The organism is Stutzerimonas chloritidismutans AW-1, from assembly GCF_000495915.1.
Taxonomy (GTDB): domain Bacteria; phylum Pseudomonadota; class Gammaproteobacteria; order Pseudomonadales; family Pseudomonadaceae; genus Stutzerimonas; species Stutzerimonas chloritidismutans.
Window position 1 is genome coordinate 1 of sequence record NZ_AOFQ01000077.1, and the last position, 11,866, is coordinate 11,866.

At 63.8% G+C, this 11,866-nt stretch carries 13 protein-coding genes; 4 read left to right on the forward strand and 9 right to left on the reverse strand.

Annotated features, from left to right (window positions below):
- The 4 genes from F753_RS48450 to F753_RS48465 all read right to left on the reverse strand — a co-directional run.
- Nucleotides 1-382, reverse strand: a 382-nt coding sequence (locus F753_RS48450) for an SDR family NAD(P)-dependent oxidoreductase (protein WP_023447199.1), incomplete at its 3' end; no start/stop codon positions are given.
- 177 nt (nt 383-559) lie between these two features.
- A complete protein-coding gene (locus F753_RS48455) occupies nt 560-1,627 on the reverse strand; it encodes an AraC family transcriptional regulator (protein WP_023447200.1) in 1,068 nt (355 codons plus the stop codon).
- Between the two features lie 74 nt (nt 1,628-1,701).
- Nucleotides 1,702-2,139 (reverse strand): YqaA family protein, encoded by a 438-nt coding sequence (locus F753_RS48460; RefSeq protein WP_023447201.1) that lies wholly within the window; start codon nt 2,137-2,139, stop codon nt 1,702-1,704.
- Nucleotides 2,140-2,402: 263 nt separating this feature from the next.
- Nucleotides 2,403-2,858, reverse strand: a complete 456-nt coding sequence (locus F753_RS48465) for a hypothetical protein (protein WP_014820440.1) — start codon at nt 2,856-2,858, stop codon at nt 2,403-2,405.
- Between the two features lie 297 nt (nt 2,859-3,155).
- On the opposite strand from F753_RS48465, the gene F753_RS50135 reads away from it, so the two are divergent.
- From F753_RS50135 to F753_RS48485, 4 genes are all read left to right on the forward strand, one after another.
- On the forward strand, nt 3,156-3,569 hold the full coding sequence (locus F753_RS50135; RefSeq protein ID WP_245218686.1) for a glutaredoxin family protein: 414 nt from the start codon (nt 3,156-3,158) through the stop codon (nt 3,567-3,569).
- A gap of 47 nt (nt 3,570-3,616) precedes the next feature.
- Entirely contained in the window at nt 3,617-5,203 is a 1,587-nt protein-coding gene (locus tag F753_RS48475) for a tetrathionate reductase family octaheme c-type cytochrome (protein WP_023447203.1), read from the forward strand.
- 1 nt (nt 5,204) lies between these two features.
- The gene (locus F753_RS48480) at nt 5,205-5,801 is read left to right on the forward strand and encodes a cytochrome b/b6 domain-containing protein (RefSeq protein WP_023447204.1); all 597 of its coding nucleotides are present in this window, start codon (nt 5,205-5,207) and stop codon (nt 5,799-5,801) included.
- Between the two features lie 79 nt (nt 5,802-5,880).
- Nucleotides 5,881-6,429, forward strand: a complete 549-nt coding sequence (locus F753_RS48485) for a rhodanese-like domain-containing protein (protein WP_023447205.1) — start codon at nt 5,881-5,883, stop codon at nt 6,427-6,429.
- 62 nt (nt 6,430-6,491) lie between these two features.
- Here the strand turns inward: F753_RS48485 and F753_RS48490 are convergent, their stop codons facing one another.
- The 5 genes from F753_RS48490 to F753_RS48510 all read right to left on the reverse strand — a co-directional run bounded on the left by F753_RS48490 (nt 6,492) and on the right by F753_RS48510 (nt 11,857).
- The gene (locus F753_RS48490) at nt 6,492-7,289 is read right to left on the reverse strand and encodes an acyl-CoA thioesterase (RefSeq protein ID WP_023447206.1); all 798 of its coding nucleotides are present in this window, start codon (nt 7,287-7,289) and stop codon (nt 6,492-6,494) included.
- Between the two features lie 118 nt (nt 7,290-7,407).
- The gene (locus F753_RS48495; protein ID WP_023447207.1) at nt 7,408-9,408 is read right to left on the reverse strand and encodes a transglutaminase TgpA family protein; all 2,001 of its coding nucleotides are present in this window, start codon (nt 9,406-9,408) and stop codon (nt 7,408-7,410) included.
- On the reverse strand, nt 9,405-10,367 hold the full coding sequence (locus F753_RS48500) for a DUF58 domain-containing protein (protein WP_023447208.1): 963 nt from the start codon (nt 10,365-10,367) through the stop codon (nt 9,405-9,407). Before F753_RS48500 ends, F753_RS48495 begins: the two co-directional genes overlap by 4 nt.
- A gap of 34 nt (nt 10,368-10,401) precedes the next feature.
- Entirely contained in the window at nt 10,402-11,319 is a 918-nt protein-coding gene (locus F753_RS48505; RefSeq protein ID WP_023447209.1) for an AAA family ATPase, read from the reverse strand.
- A 259-nt stretch (nt 11,320-11,578) separates the two neighbouring features.
- Nucleotides 11,579-11,857 carry a hypothetical protein gene (locus tag F753_RS48510; protein WP_014820449.1) on the reverse strand — a complete coding sequence of 93 codons (279 nt, stop codon included), beginning with the start codon at nt 11,855-11,857 and terminating at the stop codon, nt 11,579-11,581.
- Between the last annotated feature and the right edge of the window lie 9 nt (nt 11,858-11,866).

Genomic DNA, 11,866 nt, shown 5'->3' on the forward strand with positions numbered 1-11,866 from the left:
CCCCGGCGCCCAGCCGCAACATGTTGAAGCTGCCGATCAGGTTGATGCCGACGATGCGGCTGAAGCCGTCCAGACTGTGCGGGCCGTTGCGGCCGAGGACCTTTTCGCCGCCGGCGACGCCGGCGCAGTTGACCAGCCCGTGCAGGGCGCCGAAATGTGCGCGGGCGGTGGCGACGGCATGCCGCGCGGCCTGCTCATCACGAATATCGGCAGCGACACCCAGGGCGTTCGGCCCCAGCGCCTCTGCCATGGCGTTGGCCGCGGATGCGTCCAGATCGACGAGTACGACCTTGCCGCCCGCCTCCACCAGCGCCTGCGCCGCCGCAGCGCCGAGGCCGGAAGCGCCCCCCGTAATGAGGAATACCTTGTCGCGAATCTGCATGGCGCTCTCCCGTGCTTGTTGTTATTCGGTGCGAAGCCGGGAGTTATCTTTGGACAGCCACTCGGGTGCGGCAATGGTCGATGTTCTCAACCTGCCTGACCGTTTTGGCCAATGGCAAACCGCGATCACGCTGCGCCACAGCGCACATCGGCGGGACTGACGTCTGGAGGCGGGAAATCAGCGCCGCGCCGGCGCCAGAATCAGATTGCGGTAGTGGCCGGGATTGATACCCGTCCACTTGCGGAACGCCTTGTAGAACGAGCTGACATCGGCAAATCCAAGCCTCTCGGCAATTTCGCCGTAGCTGATGGCAGCGTCGGCCAGCCACTCGGTGGCCATCTCCTGACGCAAGCCGTCCTTGATCGCCTGGTAGGGCTGCCCCGCTTCTGCCAGACGGCGACGCAGCGTCGAGGCCGACATGCACAGGGTCTGCGCCAGCGTCTCGCTGTCCGGCCAGCGTTCGGCGGGCAGGCTGCGCAGGTGCTGTTTGATGCGGCTGGCCAGGCTGGAGTGGTCGCGATAACGCACCAGGATGTTGGCTGGCGCCTCGGCGAGAAAGGCCTGCAATTCCGCTTCGCTCCTGCGAATCGGCAGATCGAGCACTTCGGCAGCGAAGATGATTCGCGTCGAGGGTCGACCGAAACGCAGGTTGTCGGAGAACATCACCCGGTAGTCGTCGGTATAGTCCGGTTCGGCGCAGCGCAACTCGACCGCCAGCAACGGGATGCGCCGTCCCACCAGCCAACAGGCCAGGCCGTGCAGGAGCATCCAGAAGGTGAAGTAGCAGAAGGCTCGCGCCGGCTCGGGGTTGCGCTCGCGCAGCACCACTTCGGCCAGGCTCTGGCTGCGGATCAGCTTGCCGCGCAGGTTCTCCAGGCCCAGTCCGAGAAAGCTCAGTGCGTGAACCAGCGCTTTTTCCAGGGTCGGCTGCTGGATGCAGCTACGGCTGAGAAAGACGAAGCTGCCCCAGCGCAGGCGTCGCGGGTCCATGCCGAAGAATTCGTCGTCAAAGCGCCGCGCCAGACGCAGCCAGAGTTGCGAGTAGGCGCGCACGCCCATGCGGCCATCGGGATCTTGCAGGCAGGCGGGGTCGAGGCCGATCTCATGCAGCAGCTGCTCGGCGGATAGCCCGGGCCGCACGAAGCCCAGCAGCGCCTCGGCTACCAGGCGGACGCTGATGCTGTCCCGGCGGGCTATCGCCGAGACGGCTGCCTCGTCTGCTGTCGTTTGCGCCTCGCTGGTCATGCGGCTCGGTTTCCTGCCCTGTAGTCGTTGGCCGCCATGATCGGCCAGGCACGGTCGCGCTGTCAGCCCTTGCGTCACATCCAGCCCAGGGTCAGCCCCATCACCATGAGGTAACGCGCGGTCTTCGCCAACGTGACGATCAGCAGAAAGCTCCATAGCGGCTCACGCATCACGCCGGCGACCAGGGTCAGCGGATCACCGATGATCGGCACCCAGCTGAGCAGCAGCGTCCAGCGACCGTAGCGGTGGTAGCTGTGCTGCGCCTTCGCCAGTTGCCGCTCGTTGACCGGAAACCAGCGTTTGTGGCGCAAATGCTCGACGTAACGCCCGAGCAACCAGTTCACCAGCGAGCCCAATACGTTGCCCAGGCTGGCCACGGCGACCAGGGCCCAGACCGTGTAGCGTTCGGAAAGGAGGAGGCCGGCGAGCACCGCCTCGGACTGCATCGGTAGCAGCGTGGCGGCACCGAACGCCGCGAGAAAAAGGCCGAGATAGCCGGAGAGCGACACCATCGATATGCAACCGTAACCATGCTGACTGACGGCGCGCAGTATGCGGGAAAGCGCATCGCTTGGGCGGCGACTGCGGCTGGGATGATGCTTGAGTAACAACCTCCAAGCCCGCGGCAATTCACTCGCGACAGACTAGCCGGCGTCACTGTGTCACCCGGCAACAGGGCAACAGGGCAACAGGGCAAATGTACATGCGGCCATGCGGCACCCGGTGTTGCCGAGTTCGGACATTGCAATGGACGGCAGGACAGGCCGCACTGACATCACATCTCGTGAATACGGCTCACCTGACGAGCAAGACGCATGGTCTCGTGCTCTTCCATGCGAAGAAGGTCCTCGGCGAGATTGCGTGCACCATCAATTTCGGCGCGACGCGCCAAGGAGCGGTAGAGATCGATCACCTGGTTATGAATGGTGAAGATATCCAGGGAAATCTCCTCCACCGTCATGGTGTCGTAAGCCTTACAGGCCTGATTGCGCAATACCGGATTGCGTGTCAGATAGTCGTAGATCCAGGTATGCAATGCCTTCGGGTCGGCATGCTTCTCGATCTTGTCGACCGTTTCCGCCAGTGCTCTCTCGTGGTCGGCAATGTAGACCAGCAGCCATTTGGCTCGGGTCTCTTCGTGCTTGTCGGAACAGCGAGCCATGCAACGAGCCAGCATGGCATGGGTGTCGCGTGTCCAGTCGATCAGGTCTTCGAATCGCTCGATCTTCATCGCCAAAAATCTCCGCTGGTAGGACGGCAAACAGCACGGCACAGGCCTGTCTCACCGGTGCCTGATTCTGTCCGCTTGTCAGGTCCGGTTACATGACGCTGATTAAGAGATTAGTCCACCCTGCTGCGCCAAGGCCGTTCACACCGCGCAACCTTGCTACAGATCATTGCTGGCCGGAAAAAGACGGTCGAGGATGGGCGTGGATTCGCAAACCATGTGCCATCGCCCCGCCGGAGGCTAGGCCAGCACCACGGAAGCACGCCCATGTACCACGTCGTGTTGCGCGGGGCTCTGTTGATGCTTCTGGGGATACTTGCAAGCGCTCATGCCTTCGCTAACGCAACGGTGCCTGAGGTATTCGTGCGTGACGGCTGCCCGCACTGCAGCGCAGCCAAGGCCCATCTCGCGGAGCTCTCCACGCAGCATCCGGAGCTGGAGATTCGCCTGCGGGAAGTCGATCGCGATCCTGCCGCTCGCGCCGATCTGCTGCGCCTGTCCCGTGACGCTGGCATCTGGCCGCCGGCAGTGCCGACATTCGTCATCGCTGATCAGATGTACTACCTGTTTCGCCGTGCCCGCGCTGAGCAGCCGCAAGCTCACAAAACGACCCAGCGGCACGCTGAAGCTCATCAGCGGTGCGGCGATGCTCCCGCGGGACGTCGTCATGCTGCTACAGCCGCAATGGCTGCAGTAGCAGATTGCCAAAGGTGACCTATGCTGGACCCTAGCGCCGCTGCCATGCAGCAAGGGAGAGGCAAATGAGAGCATTCCGGCAGCGCACCATCGCCCTGCTGCTAGCGCCGCTCCTGCTTGCTGGCAGCCTGGCGCAAGCATCCACCGCCAATCACGCTCGTTTCGATGCCCTGCTGGGTCCTTTCGCCAGTGGCGAAGAAGTAACGCGGGCCTGTCTGAGCTGCCACGGCAAGGCAGCCAAGCAGATCATGGCCACCCGGCACTGGACTTGGGACTACATAAACCCGGATACCGGTCAGCGTCTGGGCAAGAAGACCATGCTCAACGGCTTCTGCATCGGCGACCGTTCCAACGAGGCGTTCTGCCAGTCTTGCCACATCGGCTATGGTTGGAAGGATGCCAGCTTCGACTTTACCGACGAAACCAAGGTCGACTGCCTTTCCTGCCATAACACCGGCAACTACCTCAAGCTTGCGGGCCTCGCTGGGCATCCGCCGCTGGTGCGCAGCGAAACCGCACCCGGCTCAGGCAAATTCATCGAACCGGTCGACCTGGCCGCCGTGGCACGCCATGTTGGCGCAACCACGCGCCGGACCTGCGGGACCTGCCATTACTACGGCGGCGGTGGCGACGGCGTGAAACACGGCGATCTCGATTCGTCGCTCAATGCGCCGTCGCGTGAGCTGGACGTGCACATGGCCGCGGAGGGTCTCGATTTCACCTGTGCGACGTGCCACATTGCCGAGGAGCACCGGATCGCCGGCAGTCGCATCAACGTTACTGCCAGCGACCCGCACGGCGCAGTCACTCGAGGTGAGCGCAGCGAGCGCAATCGTTCGACCTGTCAGTCCTGCCATGGTGACAAGCCGCACCTGGGAAACCTGCTGCACACCGGGCGCCTTAATGACCACACCAGCGTGCTTGCCTGCCAGAGCTGTCATATCCCAGCCTTCGCCCGCGGCGGCGTGCCTACCAAAATGGCCTGGGACTGGTCCAGCGCAGGAAGAATGGACGCCAACGGCAAACCATTCCAGACGCGCAACGAGCGCGGTCAGGTTCTTTACGACAGCAGAAAGGGCAGTTTCGTACTCGGCGAGGATGTAGTGCCCGACTATGTCTGGTTCGACGGTCGGGTTAGCTATGTGCAACCCGATACGGTAATAGACCCAAGCACCCGGGTACCGATCAATAGCTTTCACGGCACACCGGGGGCCACTGATGCACGCATCTGGCCGGTCAAAACCTTTCACGGGCGCCAGCCTTTCGATACCGAACTCCTGACATTGCTGGTGCCGCATACCGCGATCCCGAACGATACGGCGTTCTGGTACAACTTCGATTGGGGCAAGGCCCTGCAGGCTGGAGCCGACGCTTCTGGCGCACCCTATAGTGGCAAGTTCGGCTTCGTCGACACGTCGATGCTGTGGCCAATCACCCATATGGTCGCACCGAAGGAACAGGCGCTCGATTGCGCACAGTGCCATGCCCAACAAAGCCGGCTCGGCACTGTTCCCGGCATCTGGCTGACTGGCAAACACCACAGCCCCCTGCTCGACCGGATCGGCTTTGGGCTGGCTGGCCTCGCCCTGCTGGGCGTCCTCATCCATGCCGCCTTGCGCGTACTCTCGCGCCGCCGCAGAAGGAGTCACTGACATGGGCGAGCGTCTCTACCTGTTTACCCGTTTCGAGCGCTTCTGGCACTGGTCACAAGCCACACTGATCATCACGCTGTTGTTCAGCGGCTTCGCGGTTCATGGCAGCCACGCGTTATTGGAGTTTCGCACTGCGGTTGGAATCCATGAGGTATCAGCCTGGCTGCTGATGCTGTTGTGGGTATTCGGTATCTTCTGGCATTTCACCACCGGCCAGTGGCGCCAGTACATTCCCACGCTGAACAACATCGACCGGATGCTGCGCTACTACGTCCACGGGATTTTCATGGGCGCCCCCCATCCGTACAAGATCACGGTGGAGCGCAAGCACAACCCGTTGCAGCGCCTGTCGTACCTGTTCGTCAAAGTGATGATCGGCCCGCTGCTGTGGCTGACCGGGCTGCTCTATCTCTTCTGGGAGCAGGTACAGGAGCTACTCTCGCCCTGGTTCGGCTTGCAACAGGTCGCACTGCTGCACACGGCGGGCGCGTTCATGATGCTGATCTTCCTGATAGCGCATGTATACCTGGCCACAACCGGGCGGACGCCCCTGGAACACATCAGAGCCATGCTGAGCGGCTGGGAAGAGAAGCACTGAGTGGATCAATGAGTGGATAAATACCCCCACCGGTATAAGATGACCCGAACATCTACGTCCTTTCATGTCGGAGTTTCAGATGAAATCCTCATTGATCGCCCTTTCCCTCAGCATGCTGGCTTTCGCGGCCCAGGCAGTAGAACTCGAAGTCACCCCGCAAGACGCCTACGCCCGCGCCCAACAGGAGAATGCAAAGGTCCTCTTCATCGACGTCCGCGACCCGGTGGAGATCATGTTCGTCGGCTTCACCGATGCTGTGGACACCAACATTCCGTATCTGCTCGTCGATCGGGACGCCTGGAATGACGAGCGCGGTGCGTTCCAGACCAACCGTAATCCGAAGTTCATCGAGCAGATCCAAGCCGAGCTGGACAAGCGTGGGCTGGGCGCCGACACCGAAATCATCACCATGTGCCGCTCGGGCAGCGAGCGTGGCAAACCCAGTGCGGATTTCCTGCGTGAGAACGGTTTTCCCAATGCGCGGTATGTCGTCGATGGATTTCAGGGCGCGGCGATAAAGGAAGGACCGCAGGCAGGTTTTCGCCTACAGAACGGCTGGCAGAACGCCGGCCTGCCGTGGAGCCCGAAGATGAATCCGGAAAAGATCTACCGCACCGATCGCAAGTAAAACCCTCGCGTAGCGCGGCACCTCGGCGATGAGCATCGGTAACGCACGCCGCCGATCGGCCATCAGCCAAAAACGGTCACCGTTTGCCGGCTCAGCGCGACCAACTCTCCGGTTGGCGTCCACAACGCCGCGGCGCAGTGGCCGTAGCCGTCACCGGCATGCTCGATAACTGCGCGGTACATGCACCAGTCGTGGCTGTCGAGTTCAGGCAACGGCTGGATGAATTCGATGGTCCAGGTCAGTGAACTGCCGGGCGCGAAGCTCTTCAGATGCGGCAACACGGCAGGCGGCCAGGCATCGACCAGCGCCAGCAGGTGCGCTTCAGTCATCGGCTCGCGGGGTACATCACCACGCTGGCGCACCCAGCCGCCCATTTCGCGGGACGCGTTGCCGGAAAATGGCAGCCCGCCGATGCCCCAGCGCATGGCCAGGTAACGGGTAAATTCCGGCGTTACGCCTGCTACGTAAGGCAGTTCTTGGCAGGCTTCGACCGGTGGCATGGCTGGCGCCGGCTCGGCCGCGACATCCACGACGGAACTGCGCGCTGCGCCGAAGCTGCCCTGGACTATGGTGACCACCTGCCCGTCCTGCATCACCCGGCCGAGCATCTGGCTCACGGCCTTGCCTTCTCGCAATACCTCGGCCTCGAAGCTCGCCGGCGTGTCCAGCGCCAGCGGCCCGACGAAGGTGATCGCCAGCGAACGCAGCGGTCTGCCGTCGGGCACCTTGGCGCGCATGCTTTCGAAGACCAGCGCGGCGACCAGACCGCCGAAACCGGCACGCCCCTGTCCCCAGCTGGCCGGTACCACCAAACTGCCGGGGTTGTCACGCACCGCCTGCAATAGCTCGCAAAGCTCCATATCCACCTCGTTATCGTTCGTTATGCGAGCGATGTTAAAGGGGCGCCGGTGAGGGTGCGAGCCTGCCTGGCAGAAGCGGCCGCATGAAATGCCGAATCATCCATGCCGGCAATGGACGTCAGCCACGTTGCGCCGGCGCAGCGGGACGCCAGGGCAGCGCCCGGCGCAGCTGGTTCAAGGCGCGTGACAGGTCGTCAGTCGCATCAGTTTGCTCGGCGTAGCGCTGCGCCTCGTAGAGGCTGACGAACGCAAGGATGGCTGGCGCCTGTTCGGGCAGCATCACTGCGGCGCGCTGGGCGAAACTACGGGCACCCTCGCCTTTGTGGCGGCGCGCGCCATGACGTGCCAGAAGTCGTTCGAAGCGCCGGAACAGGCGCTGCTGAACGTCCGTTTCGCGCCGCCAGGGCTTGAACAGCAGCAGCGCGAGCACGCCGGTCAGCACACCCAGCAGCGCCACCAGGCCAAGACCGAGCGTCTGCCCGTCCAGCTTGCCGAACCAGCGTTGCAGCATCTGCGACTGCTGCTCGTCCTGATAGTTGAGTACCCAGCGCTGCCAACCGTAATTGAGGCTGTCCCAGCGCAGGCGCAGCGCGTTCATCCAGCCGATATCACGGTAGCGCAGCAGTGACATCGGTTCATCGGCGAGAAAGCTCTGCTCACGGGCCAGCGCCTGCTCCAGGCCCTGCTCCACCCGCTCGGGCGCGACCTGGAAGGTCGGGTCGACACTGACCCAACCGCGCTCGGCGACCCAGTATTCGACCCAGGCGTGGGCGTCGAACTGACGAACGGAGAGGTAATTGCCCGCCGGGTTGACCTCACCTCCCTGATAGCCCGCCACCACCCGGGCCGGAATGCCCGCTGCGCGCAGCACGAAAGTCATGGCGCCGGCGTAGTGTGCGCAGAAACCGCTGCGCGTCTCGAACAGGAAGTCATCGACGATATCGCTCCCCACCGGCGGCGGCTCCAGGGTGTAGTGATAGGGCTGGCGGTTGAAGTGCTTCAACAGCGCATCCACCATCGCCTGCGGCTCTTGCGCAGAGCGCCGTAGCTCGGTCGCCCAGGCGCGAGTACGTGGATTGCCCTGTTCCGGCAGCTGCAATGCGCGCCCGAGGCTCGCCGGTGCGCTGGTCGCTTCGCGACGCGCGTCCAGCCATGAAGTCGCCTGATACATCAGCGGCTTGTTCACCGGCTGGCGGCGCTGGAGATGAAAATCCGCCATAAGCTGCGCCTCGGCGGACGCAACCTGCGGCACATCCAGCGCGAACAGCCAGGGCTGACCGCTGGGCTGCATGACGATGCTGTAGCTGAGCGGCTCACCAACCGCCTGCCACTCCGGCGCCTGGGGAAGCTGCGAAGCGTAGGACTGCGACCAGCGACGGCCGTCGAAGCGTTCGAAGGTCACCGCGCGCCAGTAGAGCTGGTCGCGAGGCGGAATGTCGCCGGTGAAGGTGACACGGAAGGCCAACTCCGCCGAACGACCAAGACGGGCGATATCGCCGGGCGCCATGTGATCGGCCAAGCCAGTCGTACCGCGGTCCCCGGCCTGCGGCAACGACCACAGCGGCGGCAGGCGAGGGAAAAACAGGAACAGCACCAGCATCAGCGGAACCGCCTGCAGCAGCAGCGAGCCGGCCAGGCGTACCGTCGGCCATGGTCGGGTGACCAGGCTGCTCTGCTGCAGCCCGATCATCGCGGCCAGCAATGCGGTGACGGGCAACAGGCTATACAGCCCGGCCACCAGGCTGTCCTCGAACAGGTAGCTGGTCACCACCGCGAAGAAACCCAGGAAGATCAATACCAGCGCATCACGACGGGTGCTCATCTCCACGAGTTTGAGAATGAACGCAGCGATCAGCAGCACCACGCCGGCCTCCAGTCCGACCAGGCTGCCGCGCGAGAAATACACGCCGAAGCCGGCGCCAATCATCAGCAGCGCCTTGAGCCAACTACGCGGATAACGCGCACGCATGCGGAAGATCTGGATCCGCCAGCTGGCGCAACCCAGCCACAGGCCGATGATCCACAGCGGCAGATGAGTGAGGTGCGGCAGGATCACCAGCACCTGCGCCACCAGCAGCCAGATCAGGCTGTTGCGCGGAATTCCCGGCTTCGCGCTCACTTCGCGCCCTTCTCGCTCAAGCCATGCAGCGCCAGCGCACGCAGGCAGGCATCCCGATGAGCCTGCCCGCCATCGGGGCCGACCAGCTCACCCGGAAGGCGCAGCGCAAACGGTTGCTGCTTGTCGCTGAGGTCGACGACCCAGTGGCAGAGTTTCGACAGACGCTGCTCGGTGTCACCGTCGAGGGCATCGAAGTCCAGCAGCGGATCGTTGCCGAGCAGGCTGGCGAAATCCTTCACCAGCAGGCCCTGGCCACGGGAATAGGCCTTCCAGTGCAGGCGTCGGCGCGGATCGCCCGGCTGCCAGGCCCGCAGCCCCTGGTAGTCGTCGACACCGGCGCCGCGCGTCAGCGTGCCCTCATCCTCGGTTTCCGGCGCACTGCCGCCGAGCGGCCGCTCGGCGATCGATGGGTGCGGGTAGACCAGCGCCGCCAATTCCAGATCGATCCAGCTCCAGGCCACCAGCAGGCCCAGCGGAAAGCGGCTCTCGACCCGCACACGCCCCGGTCGCAGCCATCCGCGGCGTTGCGTTGGCAGGCTCAATTCGACTTCGACGGCGCCGCCCGCGGGCACATCGACCAACCGCAGGCCACTGGCCGGCCAGCCGAGCGCCACCGCCTGATACGCGCGGCCGGGACTTTCCAGACGCACCCGCAGCAGCGCCTGCTCGCCGACGAATGCGGCGGTGGTCCCGCCTGCTTGCAAGACCAGCCCGGCAAGATTGCGCCAGGTATGCAGGATGGTGACGAGGTACAACGACCCGAGCAGAAAGGTCAGGCCGTAGGCCAGGCTGTTCTGGTAGTTGATCGCGGTCAGCAGCATCAGCAACAGCGCCACCAGGAACGCCAGCCCGACCGCGGTGGGCATGATGAAGATGCGCCGCTGGTTCAGGCGCACGCTGGAAGCGGGCGGGATGCGCCGCAGCAGCCAGCGGTCACGAAAGCGCGGCAACAGCCTCACGACAGTTGCCCGCCGTCATGCGCGGATGTCGCTGTCACAGGGCAGGCACTTCGCGCAGCAACCATTGCACCAACGCACCGCCGCCATGACCGGTGGCGTCCGCGCGCTCGCGCAGGCGATGACCGACCACGGTCGGCAACACCGCCTGCACGTCCTCCGGAATCACGTAGTCGCGCCCATCGAGAAATGCCCAGGCACGTGCAGCAGCAAGCAGGGCCAGGCTGCCCCGCGGCGACAGTCCCCAGGCGAATTGCGGCTGCGTACGGGTGGCCTCCACCAGTCGCAGCACATAATCGACCAGCGCATCGCTGACCCGCACGTTGCCCACCGCATCCTGGATGGCACGAAGCTCGTCGTGTTCCAGCAGCGGTTCGAGCCGGGTCAGCAGATCGCGTCGCGACTCGCCCAACAGCAGCGCCTTTTCCGCAGCCTTGGCCGGATAGCCTAGGGAAACGCGCATGAGAAAGCGGTCCAGCTGCGATTCCGGCAATGCAAAGGTGCCACCTGAACTGACCGGGTTCTGTGTGGCGATGACGAAGAATGGGTCAGGTAACGGGCGCGTCGCCCCCTCGATGGTGACCTGCCCCTCCTCCATGGCTTCAAGCAGCGCGCTCTGGCTCTTCGGCGTGGCGCGGTTGATCTCGTCGGCCAGCACCAGCTCGGCGAAGATCGGACCCGGGTGGAAGACGAACTGTCCGCTGTCCTTGTCGAACACCGAGGTGCCGAGAATGTCACCGGGCAGCAGATCGGAGGTGAACTGGATGCGCTGGAACTCCAATCCCAGCACCTTGGCCAGGGTATGGCTCAGGGTGGTCTTGCCCATGCCCGGCATGTCTTCGACCAGCAGATGACCTCGGGCCAAGAGACAGGCAAGGGCCAGTCGAACCTGGGCTTCCTTGCCGAGCAATACTTCGTTGACTGCTCGCAGGCAGCCGTCCAATCGGGTGCGCATAGACTCTCCTTCGTTCGTCGCCCTGATGCTACTGGTCAGCTGCGGCCAGGCAAAGCGAAGGAAATGCCCGGTGACGAGTTTGTGATCCTGGCACCGTTGCAGCGCTCACGCCGCTGCGCCTGTTTCCAGACGATGGAAAGCAGCTGCAGACATTGCTTGTGAGATGACGGCCGCGGGAAAGCGGTAAGCGAGCCGGAAGGCTCGAAGGCAATTGCCGGCCCGTGCGCTAGCGAACGGACCGACAACTGAAGGCGCCGGCTCAGCGACCGGCGCGGGATTCGCGAAGGTAGAAGCGCGCCTTCTGCGCTTTCTGCGTGCAACCGCGGAAGGCTTCGAACTGCTGCTGCGTCTTGGCGCCGGTCAGCAAGGCCATGGCCTTGGAGTAGCTGACCGTACCGGCGAAGCCTTCGGCTTCCGCCAGGCTCTGCTCCTTCCACGCCGCATTCAGCTCCGCGGCGCAGCTGTCACGGTATGCCGTCTTGCCAGCACAACCGGCCAGCAACAGAACCAGCAAAGGCAAAGATAGCCAGGTTTTCATCGCATGATC

Bases quoted from the DNA above. Each gene is read 5' to 3' on its own strand.
- F753_RS48455 (WP_023447200.1), bottom strand. From the start codon at position 1,627: ATGACCAGCGAGGCGCAAACGACAGCAGACGAGGCAGCCGTCTCGGCG.
- F753_RS48460 (WP_023447201.1), bottom strand. From the start codon at position 2,139: ATGGTGTCGCTCTCCGGCTATCTCGGCCTTTTTCTCGCGGCGTTCGGT.
- F753_RS48465 (WP_014820440.1), bottom strand. From the start codon at position 2,858: ATGAAGATCGAGCGATTCGAAGACCTGATCGACTGGACACGCGACACC.
- F753_RS50135 (WP_245218686.1), top strand. From the start codon at position 3,156: ATGCTTCTGGGGATACTTGCAAGCGCTCATGCCTTCGCTAACGCAACG.
- F753_RS48475 (WP_023447203.1), top strand. From the start codon at position 3,617: ATGAGAGCATTCCGGCAGCGCACCATCGCCCTGCTGCTAGCGCCGCTC.
- F753_RS48480 (WP_023447204.1), top strand. From the start codon at position 5,205: ATGGGCGAGCGTCTCTACCTGTTTACCCGTTTCGAGCGCTTCTGGCAC.
- F753_RS48485 (WP_023447205.1), top strand. From the start codon at position 5,881: ATGAAATCCTCATTGATCGCCCTTTCCCTCAGCATGCTGGCTTTCGCG.
- F753_RS48490 (WP_023447206.1), bottom strand. From the start codon at position 7,289: ATGGAGCTTTGCGAGCTATTGCAGGCGGTGCGTGACAACCCCGGCAGT.
- F753_RS48505 (WP_023447209.1), bottom strand. From the start codon at position 11,319: ATGCGCACCCGATTGGACGGCTGCCTGCGAGCAGTCAACGAAGTATTG.
- F753_RS48510 (WP_014820449.1), bottom strand. From the start codon at position 11,857: ATGAAAACCTGGCTATCTTTGCCTTTGCTGGTTCTGTTGCTGGCCGGT.